We start from the raw sequence: 14654 nt of genomic DNA, 5'->3' as shown, positions 1-14654 counted from the left end.
GCCCCTCCGGCTGGCCGTGACTCCGGGAATCCGGATAAGTGGAGATCCGGAAACAGGTCATCCCATTGATAAGGAACGAATAATCCAGGTCTCCAACTGGCAGGATCGAGGAAATTCACCAGATGTTAACGTTGCAAACGCCATCCCGGCGCCGCATCTGTCAAAGCCGGATCGGTTTATTGCTGTTCGGCGGCCGCCACGGCGATGAAATCGGCCAGGGCCTGATCGGCGGCCACATCGGCCACGGCATAGGCGCCGGCAAGCGCGTCGGGGGCCAGGGCGATGTTCTTCACCACCGATGCGCCCTCGCCCGCCGGGCCATAAGCGGTGCCGTTCACCGCGAAATAGACCGAGCCGGCATTGCCGGTGCGCAGGATCGGCGCGCTTTCCATCTTCGGCAGCACGTATTGCTCACCGGTATCGAGGATCTTTTCGAGGATCACCGAACCATCGGCGGCCTGCACCCGCACCCAGGAGGGGCGCACGGCGAAGATCGCCACTTCCGGCGCGTCGGGGCCGAAGACCCGTACCGCACCGGAGGCCGCCACCGGGGCCGCCTCAGCCATCTCGGCCTCACCCGTATCGCCCGGCACCGGCACGACGCCCGGCAGGCCGGCGTCGCGGGCGGCGAGCACACCCACTTCGGACGGGTCGAGGGTGGAAATCGGGCCGTCGCGCGCGATCAGAACCGGCACGTCCAGCGCATCGGGGCGATAGAGCCGGTCGAGCGCTTCCGGGCTCGGCGGCGTCATCGTGGCGGCGCCGTCATCCCCGGCCATCGCCAGCGCGGCGGGGGCCTGCGTATCGCCAAGGCCCGGCAGGTCTTCCATCACGCCCACAGCCTGCTCCACGGGCGCGAAATCGACCTTCTGGATCTCTTTCAGCACCGACCAGCCGCCAAAGCCCAGCACCCCCACCAGCGCGATCAGCACGGCGACGGAGCCAACTGCGCCGGGCTCGATCCCCTCGAAGATAGAGGTCGGGCGCGGCACGAAACTGGCATTGGGATTGGCGAGCGGATCGCCGGTATGCACCGGCTTCTCGGGCCTGGGCTTCACTTGCGGCGCGAGGCCGTGGGTGGGGCGAAAATCGGATTCGCGGCAGAACGCCTCGAAGGCCCATTCCGGGTCCATCCCCAGATAGCGGGCATAGGAGCGAACATAGCCGGCGATGAAACTCGGCGTCTCGAACGCCTTCATGTCGGCGTTTTCGATGGCGGAAATATAGGTGGCCTTGATCTTCAGTTCGCGCTGCACGTCGAGCAGCGATTTGCCGAGCGTGGCGCGCTCACCGCGCATCACGTCGCCCAGCCGCAGATCGTAGGAGTCGAACCCGCCAGGCGCGTCGTCCTGCTCGGTGATCTTGGGTGTCACCCACCGCCGGATCATGGTCGATATCCCTCGTTGCAGCAGCGCGGCAAACGCACACATCCCCATTGTGCGCCGGCGATTCTTTATGTCCCCGGCCTCTTGCGCTTTTTCATACCACAGCACAAGGGATGTTGAACACGCAGAAGGCGATCAGGCGCTGAGCTCGGCGCGATTCAGCGCACAATGCGACCAGAGCCCGTCGAGCGAGCGCACCAGCGTCTCCATCTCCTTCGGCCCATGCACCGGCGACGGCGTGAAGCGCAGCCGTTCGGTGCCGCGCGGCACGGTCGGGAAGTTGATCGGCTGGACGTAGATTCCGAACTGTTCCAGCAGCATGTCGGAAAGCTGCTTGGTGTGCACCGGGTCGCCCACGATCACCGGCACGATATGCGAGCCGTGGTCGATGATCGGCAGACCAAGGCCCTTGAGCCGGGTCTTGAGAATCTTCGCCTGCTCCTGGTGCTTGTCGCGCAGCTTCTGGCCTTCGGCGGTCTTCAGCCAGGCCACCGAGGCGGCGGCACCCGCAGCGATGGCCGGCGCCAGCGAGGTGGTGAAGATGAAGCCCGGCGCATAGGAGCGGATCGCGTCGACCATCTTGGCCGACGAGGCGATGTAGCCGCCCATCACGCCATAGGCCTTGGCGAGCGTGCCGTTGATGATGTCGATCCGGCCCATCAGCCCGTCGCGCTCGGCCACGCCGGCGCCGCGCGGGCCATACATGCCGACGGCATGCACTTCGTCGATATAGGTGAGCGCGCCGAATTCGTCGGCGAGATCGCAGATCGCCTCGATCGGGCCGAAATCGCCATCCATCGAATAGACCGATTCGAAGGCGATCAGCTTCGGCGCTTCGGGATCGTCGGCGGCGAGCAACTCGCGCAGATGCTCCACATCGTTGTGACGGAAGATCCGCTTGGCCCCGCCATTGCGGCGCACGCCCTCGATCATCGAGGCGTGGTTGAGCTCGTCGGAATAGATGATCAGGCCGGGGAACAGCTTGGGCAGGGTCGACAGCGTGGCGTCATTGGCGATGTAGGCCGAGGTGAACAGCAGCGCCGCTTCCTTGCGGTGCAGATCGGCAAGCTCGGCCTCCAGGCGCTTGTGATACACCGTCGTGCCGGAAATATTGCGCGTGCCGCCCGATCCTGCGCCAGTGGCGTCGATCGCCTCGTGCATCGCCTTGAGCACCGCCGGGTGCTGGCCCATGCCGAGATAGTCGTTGCCGCACCAGATCGTCACAGGCTGCTGGCTGCCATCGGGCCGCGACCAGGTCGCGTGGGGAAATTTGCCGTTTTCCCGCTCGATGTCGATGAAGACCCGGTAACGGCCCTCTTCATGCAGTCGCCCAAGCGCCGCATCCAGCTTGGCTTCGTAATTCACGCGCGTTCCTCCCCGCAGGTATCGGTTACGTGGTGTTACACAAAACTTTCGTTCCGGTAAACGTATTGGGATGTTTAGATACGATATGCCGCAGTGGCGGCCTTGACCTGTGTCAATATCTGGAACCATTCCAATGTGACGTAACGTCCCGCGTCTGGCCAGACCTAATTGCCCGCCGGCACGATCAGCCCGATCACCGTGCATTCCGCGCCGGTCAGCTCGCTGCAGGCGTCGAGCACGGCGATCCGGGCCGCCTCGGCGCTTTCGTGATTGGCGACCGAGGCCAGCAATTCCGGCTTCAGCTCCACCCCTTTCGGCACCGCGATGGCGCCGTAGGAGCCGAAGCCCTGCGCCTCGAAGGCCGCCATCTGTGCCGGCATCCCGGCCTGAAGCGCCTCGACCATCTGCTCGGCGGTGGCGTCGAGCCCCTCCGGCGCCACCGGCTCGAAGGCCAGCGCCCCGGCAAATAGCGGGACGGCGGCGAAGGACAGGCCAAGGGCGGATACCAGTTTTTTCATGCGGGAAACCTCCGTTCGTTGAGCGGAACATAGGAAGCGCCGCGCCCGGATGCCAGCCCGTCTGGACAGTGCCGGGCGGCATGATACGGTTTCCGCCGACTGACAGGAGACAGACATGACCCTCGCCCCCGTTCTCACCCGCCTCGACAACGATCTCGACCGCGCCGTCGAGCGCCTGATGGAATTGCTCAGGATTTCCTCGATCTCGACCGATCCGGCCTATAAGGGCGATTGCGACACCGCCGCCGACTGGCTGGTCGCCGACCTCGCCTCGATCGGCTTCGACGCCGCGAAGCGCCCGACACCGGGGCATCCGATGGTGGTCGCCCATGGCGGCACGGGCGCGCCGCACCTGTTGTTCTACGGCCATTACGATGTGCAGCCGGTCGACCCGCTGGCGCTGTGGGACAAGCCGCCCTTCGAGCCGGCCATCGAAGACACGCCCAAGGGCAAGGTGATCCGCGGCCGCGGCACCTCGGACGACAAGGGCCAGCTGATGACCTTCGTCGAGGCGATGCGCGCCTGGGTGGCGGAGACCGGCGAATTGCCCTGCCGGATCACGATTTTCCTCGAAGGCGAGGAGGAATCGGGCTCGCCCTCGCTGGTGCCCTTCATGAAGGAGAATGCCGCAGAGCTGAAAGCCGATTTCGCGATGATCTGCGATACCGGGCTGTTTGATGGCCGGGTGCCGGCGATCACCACGCAATTGCGCGGGCTGCTGGCCGAAGAGGTGATCGTCAAGGCCGCCAGCCGCGATCTGCATTCGGGCATGTATGGCGGGCTGGCGGTGAACCCGATCCATCTGCTGACGACGATCCTCGCCGATCTGCATGACGAAAACGGCCGCGTCACCCTGCCCGGCTTCTATGACGATGTGCCGGAGCTGCCCGACGAGATCCGCGCGCAATGGCAGGCGCTGTCCTTCGATCACAGCCGCTTTCTCGGCGATATCGGCCTCTCGGTGCCCTATGGCGAGCCCGACCGCACCCCGCTCGAAAAGCTCTGGGCGCGGCCCACGGCAGAGGTGAACGGCATCACCGGCGGCTATACCGGCGAAGGCTTCAAGACCGTGCTGCCCGCCGAGGCCAGCGCCAAGGTGAGCTTCCGCCTCGTCGGCGAGCAGGACCCCGAGAAGATCCATGCCGCCTTCGTGGCGCATGTGGAAGACCGGCTGCCGGCGGATGTGAGCGCCGAATTCCCGGCCGGCCACGGCGCGCCCGCCAGCCGGATGCCGACCGATGCGCCGGAATTCGAAACCGCCCGCAAGGCGCTGTCGGAGGAATGGGGCATGGAGGCCGCCTTCATCGGCTCCGGCGGCTCGATCCCGATTGCGGGCCATTTCCAGGACGTGCTGGGCATGGATTCGATGCTGATCGGCTTCGGCCGGGACGACGACCAGATCCACTCGCCGAACGAGAAATACGATCTGGAGAGCTTTCACAAGGGCATGCGCAGCTGGGCGCGGATCATGGCGGCGCTGTCGGGCAAGGGGTGAGACCGGGCCGGGGGCGCTGCCCCCGGACCCCCGGGATATTTTTGGCAAGATGAAAAGGCGCGTCAGTTTGCGCGGCGCAGCGCCATCCGCCCCAGCTTGGCGGCGAGCAGCAGCCAGGGCGCGCCGTGCATGAGCAGATCGAAGATGTCGACCGGCGTGACCAGCGTGCCGGTCACCAGCATTCCCAGCTTTTCCCAGACATGCGGCTCCGGCGTGAACGGGGCGAGGCCCAGCGTCAGCGCGAAGAGCAAGGCATAGCCCAGCGGCAGATCGTCGATCAATCGCAGAAGACGGTCACGCATCGGGCGGCTTGCTGTTCGGGGAAAAGTGGCGCGGTTGACGGGACTCGAACCCGCGACCCCCGGCGTGACAGGCCGGTACTCTAACCAACTGAGCTACAACCGCGTGTGGACTTGCGTCCGGGTTTTGGCAGCGGTGGCGCGGTTGACGGGACTCGAACCCGCGACCCCCGGCGTGACAGGCCGGTACTCTAACCAACTGAGCTACAACCGCCCGCTGCCGATGCCCCATACGGGGCGTCGTGAGGCTGCGTTCTAGAAGCGGCGCGCCGGGGCGTCAAGCGGTTCTGAATGGGCGGGCGCGGTTTTTTCGCCGGACCGGTCAGGCAAGCACGCTGTGCGCCCCGTCGCGCAGGCGCCAGACCACGCCCTGCCCGCCCGGCAGATCGCGCATTCCACTGCTGTCGAGGCCAAGGCACAGCCCGCGCAGCACCCTGAGCGCAACCCCGTGCGCGACGATCACGGCGGGGCCGGCCAGCCCGTCGAGAAAGGCGCCGAGCCGCGCCGAGAGCAGCGGCAGCGTCTCGCCGCCGGGTGCCATGAAATTCCACATGAACGGGTCGGCCTCGCGCGGTGCTTCGGCCCAGGGGTAGCGGGCGAAGATCTCGGCGTCGGTCAGCCCCTGCCAGGCGCCGAAATGGACCTCTTTCAGCCGGTCGTCGGCGGTGGCGGTCAGGCCGAGCGGGGCAAGCGCGATCGCGGCCGTCTCCGAGGCGCGCAGGAGCGGGCTGGTGAAGGCGGTGAACCGGGCGGGTTCGGCGATCTCGCGCGCCAGCACCGCCCCCATCGCCGCTGCCTGGCTGCGCCCGAGTTCAGTGAGTCGGCTTTCGAGCTGGCCCTGATGGCGGCGCGCGGCGTTCCACTCGGACTGACCATGGCGCAAAAGGTAAAGCTCGTTACACATATCGAACCTCTTCTCGCCCCATGAGTCCGAAATCTGTGCGCAGAGTGCAACAGGCTTGCCCTTCGCCATCCGCCGCAGCCGAAACCGGCCTTGTGCGACCGTGCCCCGTACATGAAAACTGTCCGCTAACATATTGAGACGCTTTGGCCTGGGGGGCAAGAGTGCTTGACAGACGAAACCTGATCCTCGGGTCGGGCGCGGCACTTGCGGGAGCGGGGCTGATCGCGCCGGGCCGGGCGCTGGCCGCCGGCACGCAGATCGCGTTGCCGCAGGATGTATCGACCGAGCGGCGCAACACCGTCACGGCGGCCCCCACCCGCGCACGGCTCGTCGCGCTGACCTTCGATGACGGCCCTCACCCCAGGCTCACCCCGCAGCTGCTCGATCTGCTCAAGGCCCGGCGCGTGCGGGCCACCTTCTTCGTCATCGGCCGCAACGTGGCGCGCTACCCTGACATCGTGAAGCGCATGGTCGACGAGGGCCATGAGATCGGCAATCACACCTGGCGGCATCCGGTGCTGTCGCAGCTTGGCACCGCCTCGGTCCTGCGCGAGCTCGACCGGACCTCGGAGGCCGTCTACAGGGCCGTTCAGCGCATCCCGGTCACCATGCGCCCGCCCTATGGCGCGCTCAGCGCATCGCAGCGGGCGATGGTCGCCAGGGAGCGCGAGATGCCGACGATCCTGTGGTCGGTCGATCCCGAAGACTGGCGCCGGCCCGGCGCGGAGGTGGTGGCCAGCCGCATCGTCGGGCGCGCCCGGCCCGGCGCGATCATCCTCAGCCACGACATTCACGCCCCCACCGTGCGCGCCATGCCCGCCGCCATCGACGGGCTGAGCGAGGCGGGCTACCGCTTTGCCACCGTGTCGATGATTCTGGGGCAGCGCGACTGGTCGAAGCTGCGCTGGCGGCTGCCGGGTGCGGCGCGCGTTTCGGACTGACCGGGGCCTGCGGACGGGGCGCGATACGGGGTGCGATGGTGGGTCGTGACGGGTTCGAACCGCCGACATCTTCGGTGTAAACGAAGCGCTCTACCAGCTGAGCTAACGACCCATTGCCGCGCGGTCTTACCCGCATCGGCGCACACCCTGCAAGGGGCAAGCGCATCTGCCGCCCCCCAAATGCAAACGGCCCCGCAGGGGGCCGAGAGGGGGATGGTGGGTGATGAGGGATTTGAACCCCCGACATCTTCGATGTGAACGAAGCGCTCTACCACTGAGCTAATCACCCGACGTCCGGGGCTTTTAGCGTCACTCCGCAGCCTCTGCAAGAGGGTCTTTCCCCCCGATCTTCGCCTTTTTCCGGCGCAGTTTGCAGACCACCACATTGGCGCCGTTGGTGACCCGGCGCTTCTGCACCTTGAGATTGCCGAGCGGCTGGGCGTTGAGCCCCTCGCCCTCGGCGAGCAACGTGCCAAGCTCTTCCAGCACCGCGTCGAGCACCAGCCGCACGTCGCGGCCTTTCACGTCGCCCGAACGGGCTTTGACCCGCTCGAAGAATTCCTTTTTCTTCAGCGGATCGCCCGCCTGCGCCACATCGGTCAGCGAAACGCCCTTTACCGCCGGCGCGGCTTTTTCCGGGGCCGGCGCCGCCGGCTTCGGTGCGGCCATCGCCGCGGCCACACTGGTTGGCCTGGCACTTGCCGCCGCCGGCCTGGTGCTCACCTTCGGGCTGGCGGGCTTGGCGCTCGCCTTGGGCGGCGCGCTTGCCGTCGTCTTGCGGCTCGTGGAGGTCTTGGCCCGGGCGGAGGCCGGGGCGGCCTTGCGGGAACTCGTCTTACGGGTTGTCATGAATACCGCCTTCTTCGCCTCATTGTTTCGTTTTCCGAAACCCTAGCGAAAAAACGTTAACAAATCCAGTGCCACGCACAGACGAAATGGCGCACCCCAAGGGGTGCGCCTGGCGTTTTCATATCTGTAGCGGGTGGTTAGTGGGCCACCTGCCCCGCCGTTTCGCTATCGGTCTTGAGCGCCGCCGCCGCGGCTTCCTCGGCGGCCTCGTCCCATTCCACCGGCTCGGGCTCGCGCACCAGCGCCAGTTTCAGCACGTCGCGAACCTGGCTGACGGGGATGATCTTCAGCCCCTCTTTCACGTTGTCGGGAATCTCGGCGAGATCCTTTTCGTTCTCCTCCGGGATCAGCACCGTCTTGATGCCGCCACGCAGGGCCGCGAGCAGCTTTTCCTTCAGCCCGCCGATCGGCAGCACGTTGCCGCGCAGGGTGACCTCGCCGGTCATGGCGATATCCTTGCGCACCGGAATCTGCGTCAGCACCGAGACGATGGAGGTCACCATCGCGATGCCGGCACTCGGCCCGTCCTTCGGGGTTGCCCCTTCCGGCACGTGAACGTGAATATCCCATTTCTCGAATTTCGGCGGTTTCACCCCGATCTCCGGCGCGATGGAACGCACGAAGCTGGAGGCGGCGTCGATCGATTCCTTCATCACCTCGCCGAGCTTGCCGGTGGTCTTCATCCGGCCCTTGCCCGGCAGGCGCAGCGCCTCGATCGAGAGCAGATCGCCGCCCACGCTGGTCCAGGCCAGCCCGGTGACCACGCCGATCTGGTCTTCCTTCTCGGCCAGCCCGTAGCGGAACTTCTTCACCCCGAGGAAGTCCTCAAGGCTCTCGGGCGTGACCTCGACCGTTTTCACATCGCCGCGCACGATCAGCGTTACCGCCTTACGGGCGCATTTGGCGATCTCGCGTTCAAGGCTGCGCACCCCCGCCTCGCGGGTGTAGTAGCGGATGATGTCGGTCAGCGCCGCCTCGGACATGGCAAACTCGCCCTTGCGCAGTCCATGCGCCTTCACCTGCTTGTCGATCAGGTGCTGGTGGGCGATCTCGCGCTTCTCGTCCTCGGTGTAGCCCGCGAGCGGGATGATCTCCATCCGGTCGAGCAGCGGCCCCGGCATGTTGTAGCTGTTGGCCGTGGTCAGGAACATCACGTTCGAGAGGTCGTATTCCACCTCCAGATAATGATCGACGAAGGTGCCGTTCTGTTCCGGGTCGAGCACTTCGAGCATGGCGCTGGCCGGGTCGCCCCGGAAATCGTGGCCCATCTTGTCGATCTCATCGAGCAGGATCAGCGGGTTGGTCGTTTTCGCCTTTTTCAGCGCCTGGATGATCTTGCCCGGCATCGAGCCAATGTAAGTCCGCCGGTGACCCCGAATCTCGCTCTCGTCGCGCACACCGCCAAGGCTGATGCGGATGAACTCGCGCCCGGTGGCCCGCGCCACCGATTTGCCCAGCGAGGTCTTGCCGACGCCCGGCGGGCCGACGAGGCAGAGGATCGGGCCTTTCAGCTTTTTCGAGCGCTGCTGCACGGCGAGATATTCGACGATGCGTTCCTTGACCTTCTCAAGCCCGTAATGGTCGGCGTCGAGCACCGTCTGGGCATTGACGAGGTTTTTCTTCACGCGGCTCTTCACGCCCCACGGGATCGACAGCATCCAGTCGAGGTAATTGCGCACCACCGTGGCCTCGGCGCTCATCGGGCTCATGTTCTTGAGCTTCTTGATCTCGCCATCGGCCTTTTCGCGGGCTTCCTTCGAGAGCTTGGTATTGGCGATGCGCTCTTCGAGCTCCGCCACCTCGTTCTGGCCCTCGCCGTCTTCGCCCAGCTCCTTCTGAATGGCCTTCATCTGCTCATTCAGATAATATTCGCGCTGGGTGCGCTCCATCTGGCTTTTCACCCGGGTCTTGATCTTTTTCTCGACCTGGAGCACCGACATTTCGCCCTGCATCAGGCCAAAGACCTTCTCCAGCCGCGCGTCGATCGACAGCGTTTCAAGCAGTTCCTGCTTCTGCGCCACGTCCACGCCGAGATGGCCGGACACGAGGTCGGCGAGCTTGGCGGGCTCGGTGGTTTCCGAAACCGCCGCCAGCGCCTCTTCGGGGATGTTCTTCTTGATCTTGGCGTAGCGCTCGAATTCCTCGTTCACCGAACGGGTCAGCGCGGTGGCGGCATCCTCGTCGGTGATGGTTTCGATCAGCGGCTCGGCATCGGCCTCGAAATAGGCCGGGTTTTCGATGAAATCGGTGATCTTCACCCGGCTCTGGCCCTCGACCAGCACCTTCACCGTGCCATCGGGCAGCTTGAGCAATTGCAGCACGTTGGCGAGCACGCCGACGCGGTAGATGCCGTCGGTTTCCGGATCGTCGACCGACGGGTCGATCTGGCTGGCCAGCAGGATCTGCCGGTCATCCGCCATCACCTCTTCGAGCGCCTTCACGCTCTTCTCGCGACCGACGAAGAGCGGCACGATCATATGGGGGAACACCACGATATCGCGCAGCGGCAGCACCGGGTGAGAATGGGTCTTATGCTCGGTCATTTGTTTTCCTTGTCTGCGGCAGGCGAAACGGCCCCGACCGTCGGCAGCGCGCAACGCCTCCTGTTCGCTGGTTAGAATTGGGGGCGAAATCCCGCGGTTTCAACCAGCCCCGTTGGTTTGCAGGTATTGTGCCTTGCATGGCTCTGACGGGCAAGAGCTTGTGGTTGACGCGGTGAGCGAGAGGTAAACGCGCCGCGGCACGGGCGCCCGGCCTCTTCCGGGCGTTGCTCCGGCACCGGGTCAGGACGGCACGGCGCGCCGCGCGCGCAAAGCCCGCTCACAGCGGCTCGATATCGCCCGCGGCCCGCTGAGCATGAAAATCCGCCTCGAACGCATTGAATTCGCCCGCAGAAATCGCGTCGCGCAGCCCCTGCATTAAGTCCTGATAGTAATGCAGATTGTGCCAGGTGAGCAGCATCGACGAGATGATCTCGCCCGACCGGAACACATGGTGCAGGTAGGCCCGGCTGTAATTGCGGCAGGCCGGGCAGGTGCACTGCTCGTCGAGCGGGCGCGGATCGTCGGCGTGGCGGGCGTTCTTGATGTTGACCTGCCCGCGCCGCGTCCAGGCCTGACCGGTGCGCCCCGAGCGCGAGGGCAGCACGCAATCCATCATGTCGATGCCGCGTTTCACCGCGCCGACGATATCGTCGGGTTTGCCCACGCCCATCAGGTAGCGCGGCCGGTCCTCGGGCAGCATCCCCGGCGCGTAGTCGAGCACGCCGAACATCGCCTCCTGCCCCTCGCCAACGGCGAGCCCGCCGACCGCGTAGCCCTCGAAGCCGATCGCCTTCAGCGCCACGGCGCTCTCCTCGCGCAGCGCGCGCGTCACCCCGCCCTGCATGATGCCGAACAGCGCATGGCCAGGCCGGTCGCCGAAGGCGTCGCGCGAACGTTGCGCCCACCGCATCGAGAGCCGCATCGACTCCGCCACCACGCTTTCCTCCGCCGGCAGCGCCGGGCATTCGTCGAAGGCCATGACGATATCGGAGCCGAGCAGGCGCTGGATCTCCATGCTGCGCTCGGGGGTGAGCATGTGCTTCGACCCGTCCACATGAGAGCGAAACGCCACGCCCTCCTCGGTGAGCTTGCGCAGATCGGCAAGGCTCATCACCTGAAAGCCGCCCGAATCCGTGAGGATCGGTTTGTCCCAGTTCATGAACTTGTGCAGGCCCCCGAGCCGGTCGATCCGCTCGGCGCCGGGGCGCAGCATCAAATGATAGGTGTTGCCCAGCAGGATATCGGCCCCGGTGGCCGCCACGCTCTCGGGCATCATCGCCTTCACCGTCGCCGCGGTGCCCACGGGCATGAAGGCGGGCGTGCGGATCTCGCCGCGCGGGGTGGAGATCAGCCCGGCACGGGCGGCGCCATCTTTGGCGTGAAGGGAAAAGCTGAACCGCTGGGTCATGCCCGCCCGCATAGTCCACCCGAGCGCCACCCGCAAGCGCGGCAAGGCCAGGCCCAGCGCCGGAGGCACGCCCGTGCGGCGGCGCTACCCGGCCACCAGTGCGTCGAGCTTGGCGGCGCAGATGAAATCGTTCTCGCTGAGCCCGCCGACCGTATGGGTCCAGAAGGTCACCTCGCACCAGCCCCAGCCAAAGGAAATGTCGGGGTGATGCCCCTCGCGCTCGGCGAGGAAGGCGGTGGCATTGGCGAGCATATGGGCGGGGGCATAGCCCTTCACCTCGAAGCGCCGGGTGAGCTTGCCGCCGCCCGCGTGCCAGCCCGGATCGAGCCGGGGCATCAGCGCGGCGATCTCGCCCGCGCCCAGCGCCGGGCTGCCCTTGGGCAGATCGCGGCATTGCCGTTTGGTCAGATCGTCACTCATCGCGGTCTCCTTCCGCTGCGAGCCTAACGCGCCAGCCCGGTCCTGTCGCGCTCACTTATCCGCGAGCGCGCTCATGGCTCGCCCAGCAACCGTGGCGCCTCGCGCCGCAGCGCCTCGGCGAGCATCCGGCGCACCGCCTCGATGCGCGGCACATCGGCAAGATCGTGATGCGTGGCGACCCAGAGATCGACCCGCATCGGCGGCATGATCCCATCGAGCCGCAGCAGACGCGCATCCACATCGCCCAGCACGCAAGGCAGCACCGCGCGGCCCTGCCCCGCCGCCGCCATCTCGCGCAGCACCACGAAGCTGTCGGCGCGGCCCGCGATCTCGGCATCCGGCATTGCCTGCGCCAGCCAGGAGGCCGGCAGCGACCGTTCAAGGCTGCCGGCGAAACCGAGCCAGCCGGGCTGCCCGCCGGGCGCCGCATAGACGGCAAACGCCATCTGCCCGGCTTGCGTGGCCGTCAGGTTGTCGGGCAGCCGTTGTGCCGGGCGCACGGCGATATCGGCATCGAGCCGCGCCAGATCGGCATGCAGGTTTTGCGAATTGAGCTCGATGGTCAGCCCTTCCGCCTCGGCCATCAGCCGGGCAACGATCGGCGGCAGGACCGCCTGGCAGATCGTATCGGTCGAGGTCACCCGCACCACGCCCGACAGCGGCGCGCGCGCCGCCATCAGCGCCCGCTCGACGCCGAGCGCGCCCGCCTGCATCGCCTCCATCGCCGCGATCACCCGGCCCCGGCGCGGCGCCACCCGGTAGCCGCGCGCGGTCCGGTCGAAGATGGTCACCCCCAGCGCCGCCTCGAAGCCCGAGATGCGCCGGAGCACGGTGGCATGATTCACCCCCAGCGCCCGCGCCGCACCGGACAGCGACCCCTCCTGCGCCACCGCGAGGATGAAACGGATATCGTCCCAGTTCATCCTTTGCATATTTTCACAGATCCCATGCGAAATTGGCGAGTTCCACCAAAAAGCCTAACAGATAACCTGAGCGAACACGACTCTTCCGTGATCCGAACCTGACCCGAAAGGAAATGCCATGCCGACCATTCGTCCCCTCGCCCTCGGTCTCGGCCTCGCCGTCGCCGTGGTCAGCGCTCCGCCTCTGCATGCTCAGGACGCAATGCCCAACCCGGCGGTGAAGGCCCGCCAGTCGCTGATGACGCTCTTTGCCTTCAATCTCGGCACGCTCGGCGCAATGGCGCAGGGCAATATGGAGTATGACGCCACCGCGGCCGGTGCGGCGGCCAATAATCTCATGGCGCTCTCGCATCTCGATCTCGCCGCGCTCTGGCCCGAAGGCACCGACGCCGACAGTATCGACGGCACCCGGGCGCTGCCCGATCTCTGGGCCAATTTCCCCGATGTCACCACCAAGATCGCCGCGCTTCAGACCGCCACCACGGCGATGGCCGACGCCGCCGGCACCGATCTTGCCGGCCTGCAGGGCGCGATGGGGCCGCTCGGCGCGGCCTGCGGTGCCTGCCATCAGGCGTATCGCGCATCCGAATGACCTCACGTTCGCGTGCGCCAGCCCCGGCCATGCGTGGCGAATCCCCGCGCTTGCGCTAGGCTCGGCCAAACCGCCGGGGCGCTTTCCGCCCCGGCGCCCCTTGTTCGGAGTTCCCTATGCGCCGCTGGTTTGTCCGCCTCCTGATCCTCGCCGTCATCGTCATCGCCCTCGGGCTCTGGATCACCCGCCCGCGCAGCGACGGGGCAGAGGCGCTGGCCGGGCTTACCGGCGATGTTACCCGCGGCGAAGCGGTGTTCACCGCCGCCGGCTGCGCCTCCTGCCACATGGCCGAGGGTGCAAGCGACGAGGCCAGGCTGGTGCTGACCGGCGGGCAGCGCTTCGCCTCGCCCTTCGGCACCTTCACCGCGCCCAATATCAGCCAGGACCCCGATCAGGGGATCGGCACCTGGTCGGCGCCCGATCTTTGGAACGCGCTGCATCACGGCACATCGCCGCAGGGGCGGCACTACTACCCGGCCTTCCCCTATGCCTCCTATATCCGCATGGAGCCGCAGCAGGTGGCAGACCTGCACGCCTATCTGGCCACCCTGCCCGCCGACCCCACGCCGAGCCAGCCGCATGACGTGCCCTTCCCGTTCAATATCCGCACCGCGCTCGGCGGCTGGAAGCTTCTGTTTCTGCGCGATGGCTGGGTGATGCAGGGCGATCTGAACGAGGCCGAACAGCGCGGCCGGGTGCTGGTCGAAGCGCTGGGGCATTGCGCCGAATGCCACAGCCCGCGCAATGCGCTCGGCGGGCTGAAAACCGGGGCCGACTGGCTCTCGGGTGCGCCCAACCCCGCCGGGCGCGGCTCCTTCCCCGACCTGACGCCACCGGAAATGAGCTGGTCCGAGGCCGAACTGGTGGAATATTTCACCTCCGGCTTCACCCCCGAATTCGATATGGCCGGCGGGCATATGAGCCATGTGGTGCAGAACCTCGCGCAACTGCCCGAGAGCGACCGCGCCGCCATCGCCGCCTATCTCAAGCGCCTGCCGCTGGGGCAATAGGC

General features: G+C 66.6%; 14 protein-coding genes, 4 tRNA genes and 1 pseudogene. 4 read left to right on the top strand and 15 right to left on the bottom strand.

Annotation, left to right across the window (positions count from 1 at the left end):
- Positions 1–176: 176 nt before the first annotated feature.
- The 4 genes and pseudogenes from QMG28_RS08840 to QMG28_RS08830 all read right to left on the bottom strand — a co-directional run bounded on the left by QMG28_RS08840 (position 177) and on the right by QMG28_RS08830 (position 3268).
- A complete protein-coding gene (locus QMG28_RS08840; protein WP_434784437.1) occupies positions 177–1133 on the bottom strand; it encodes a DUF4115 domain-containing protein in 957 nt (318 codons plus the stop codon).
- A gap of 48 nt (positions 1134–1181) precedes the next feature.
- A pseudogene (locus tag QMG28_RS21035) lies at positions 1182–1298 on the bottom strand (helix-turn-helix domain-containing protein); the annotation flags it as partial.
- Positions 1299–1520: 222 nt separating this feature from the next.
- Complete coding sequence (gene hemA / locus QMG28_RS08835) at positions 1521–2750, bottom strand: 5-aminolevulinate synthase (protein ID WP_281841864.1); 1230 nt, start codon at positions 2748–2750, stop codon at positions 1521–1523.
- Positions 2751–2914: 164 nt separating this feature from the next.
- The gene (locus QMG28_RS08830; RefSeq protein WP_281841863.1) at positions 2915–3268 is read right to left on the bottom strand and encodes a hypothetical protein; all 354 of its coding nucleotides are present in this window, start codon (positions 3266–3268) and stop codon (positions 2915–2917) included.
- A 115-nt stretch (positions 3269–3383) separates the two neighbouring features.
- On the opposite strand from QMG28_RS08830, the gene QMG28_RS08825 reads away from it, so the two are divergent.
- Positions 3384–4763 carry a M20/M25/M40 family metallo-hydrolase gene (locus QMG28_RS08825; RefSeq protein ID WP_281841862.1) on the top strand — a complete coding sequence of 460 codons (1380 nt, stop codon included), beginning with the start codon at positions 3384–3386 and terminating at the stop codon, positions 4761–4763.
- Between the two features lie 62 nt (positions 4764–4825).
- Here QMG28_RS08825 and QMG28_RS08820 read toward each other — a convergent pair whose 3' ends face one another.
- From QMG28_RS08820 to QMG28_RS08805, 4 genes are all read right to left on the bottom strand, one after another.
- The gene (locus QMG28_RS08820) at positions 4826–5065 is read right to left on the bottom strand and encodes an RND transporter (protein WP_281841861.1); all 240 of its coding nucleotides are present in this window, start codon (positions 5063–5065) and stop codon (positions 4826–4828) included.
- Positions 5066–5091: 26 nt separating this feature from the next.
- A tRNA-Asp gene (locus QMG28_RS08815) sits at positions 5092–5168 on the bottom strand.
- A gap of 31 nt (positions 5169–5199) precedes the next feature.
- Positions 5200–5276: transfer RNA gene (locus tag QMG28_RS08810), tRNA-Asp, on the bottom strand.
- 108 nt (positions 5277–5384) lie between these two features.
- Positions 5385–5966: a histidine phosphatase family protein gene (locus tag QMG28_RS08805; protein ID WP_281841860.1), complete on the bottom strand. Its 582-nt coding sequence runs from the start codon at positions 5964–5966 to the stop codon at positions 5385–5387.
- A gap of 161 nt (positions 5967–6127) precedes the next feature.
- Between QMG28_RS08805 and QMG28_RS08800 the strand changes: the two genes are divergently transcribed.
- Entirely contained in the window at positions 6128–6907 is a 780-nt protein-coding gene (locus QMG28_RS08800) for a polysaccharide deacetylase family protein (RefSeq protein WP_281841859.1), read from the top strand.
- A gap of 36 nt (positions 6908–6943) precedes the next feature.
- Here the strand turns inward: QMG28_RS08800 and QMG28_RS08795 are convergent.
- The 7 genes from QMG28_RS08795 to QMG28_RS08765 form a co-directional block, all read right to left on the bottom strand.
- A tRNA-Val gene (locus QMG28_RS08795) sits at positions 6944–7019 on the bottom strand.
- Positions 7020–7121: 102 nt separating this feature from the next.
- A tRNA-Val gene (locus QMG28_RS08790) sits at positions 7122–7196 on the bottom strand.
- 20 nt (positions 7197–7216) lie between these two features.
- Positions 7217–7756 (bottom strand): HU family DNA-binding protein, encoded by a 540-nt coding sequence (locus QMG28_RS08785; protein WP_281841857.1) that lies wholly within the window; start codon positions 7754–7756, stop codon positions 7217–7219.
- 137 nt (positions 7757–7893) lie between these two features.
- Positions 7894–10299 (bottom strand): endopeptidase La, encoded by a 2406-nt coding sequence (gene lon, locus QMG28_RS08780; RefSeq protein ID WP_281841856.1) that lies wholly within the window; start codon positions 10297–10299, stop codon positions 7894–7896.
- Between the two features lie 277 nt (positions 10300–10576).
- Positions 10577–11707 carry a tRNA guanosine(34) transglycosylase Tgt gene (gene tgt / locus QMG28_RS08775; protein ID WP_281841855.1) on the bottom strand — a complete coding sequence of 377 codons (1131 nt, stop codon included), beginning with the start codon at positions 11705–11707 and terminating at the stop codon, positions 10577–10579.
- Between the two features lie 84 nt (positions 11708–11791).
- The gene (locus tag QMG28_RS08770) at positions 11792–12127 is read right to left on the bottom strand and encodes a 4a-hydroxytetrahydrobiopterin dehydratase (protein ID WP_281841853.1); all 336 of its coding nucleotides are present in this window, start codon (positions 12125–12127) and stop codon (positions 11792–11794) included.
- Between the two features lie 71 nt (positions 12128–12198).
- Complete coding sequence (locus QMG28_RS08765) at positions 12199–13059, bottom strand: LysR family transcriptional regulator (protein WP_281841852.1); 861 nt, start codon at positions 13057–13059, stop codon at positions 12199–12201.
- Positions 13060–13168: 109 nt separating this feature from the next.
- Here QMG28_RS08765 and QMG28_RS08760 point away from each other — a divergent pair, with 109 nt between their 5' ends.
- A complete protein-coding gene (locus tag QMG28_RS08760; protein WP_281841851.1) occupies positions 13169–13642 on the top strand; it encodes a c-type cytochrome in 474 nt (157 codons plus the stop codon).
- Between the two features lie 116 nt (positions 13643–13758).
- A complete protein-coding gene (locus QMG28_RS08755; RefSeq protein ID WP_281841850.1) occupies positions 13759–14652 on the top strand; it encodes a cytochrome c in 894 nt (297 codons plus the stop codon).
- The last annotated feature ends 2 nt before the right edge of the window (positions 14653–14654 follow it).

The sequence above is a fragment of the Sinisalibacter aestuarii genome (genome assembly GCF_027923545.1).
Taxonomy (GTDB): domain Bacteria; phylum Pseudomonadota; class Alphaproteobacteria; order Rhodobacterales; family Rhodobacteraceae; genus Sinisalibacter; species Sinisalibacter aestuarii.
The sequence above is the reverse complement of the archived record's forward strand: the minus strand, read 5'-3'. Positions and strand labels throughout refer to the sequence as shown.

What these genes read in the sequence shown, in the direction of transcription:
- QMG28_RS08840 (WP_434784437.1), bottom strand. Translation starts at nt 1,133, where the DNA reads ATGGACCCGGAATGGGCCTTCGAGGCGTTCTGCCGCGAATCCGATTTT.
- QMG28_RS08830 (WP_281841863.1), bottom strand. Translation starts at nt 3,268, where the DNA reads ATGAAAAAACTGGTATCCGCCCTTGGCCTGTCCTTCGCCGCCGTCCCG.
- QMG28_RS08825 (WP_281841862.1), top strand. Translation starts at nt 3,384, where the DNA reads ATGACCCTCGCCCCCGTTCTCACCCGCCTCGACAACGATCTCGACCGC.
- QMG28_RS08820 (WP_281841861.1), bottom strand. Translation starts at nt 5,065, where the DNA reads ATGCGTGACCGTCTTCTGCGATTGATCGACGATCTGCCGCTGGGCTAT.
- QMG28_RS08805 (WP_281841860.1), bottom strand. Translation starts at nt 5,966, where the DNA reads ATGTGTAACGAGCTTTACCTTTTGCGCCATGGTCAGTCCGAGTGGAAC.
- QMG28_RS08785 (WP_281841857.1), bottom strand. Translation starts at nt 7,756, where the DNA reads ATGACAACCCGTAAGACGAGTTCCCGCAAGGCCGCCCCGGCCTCCGCC.
- lon (WP_281841856.1), bottom strand. Translation starts at nt 10,299, where the DNA reads ATGACCGAGCATAAGACCCATTCTCACCCGGTGCTGCCGCTGCGCGAT.
- tgt (WP_281841855.1), bottom strand. Translation starts at nt 11,707, where the DNA reads ATGACCCAGCGGTTCAGCTTTTCCCTTCACGCCAAAGATGGCGCCGCC.
- QMG28_RS08770 (WP_281841853.1), bottom strand. Translation starts at nt 12,127, where the DNA reads ATGAGTGACGATCTGACCAAACGGCAATGCCGCGATCTGCCCAAGGGC.
- QMG28_RS08765 (WP_281841852.1), bottom strand. Translation starts at nt 13,059, where the DNA reads ATGCAAAGGATGAACTGGGACGATATCCGTTTCATCCTCGCGGTGGCG.
- QMG28_RS08760 (WP_281841851.1), top strand. Translation starts at nt 13,169, where the DNA reads ATGCCGACCATTCGTCCCCTCGCCCTCGGTCTCGGCCTCGCCGTCGCC.
- QMG28_RS08755 (WP_281841850.1), top strand. Translation starts at nt 13,759, where the DNA reads ATGCGCCGCTGGTTTGTCCGCCTCCTGATCCTCGCCGTCATCGTCATC.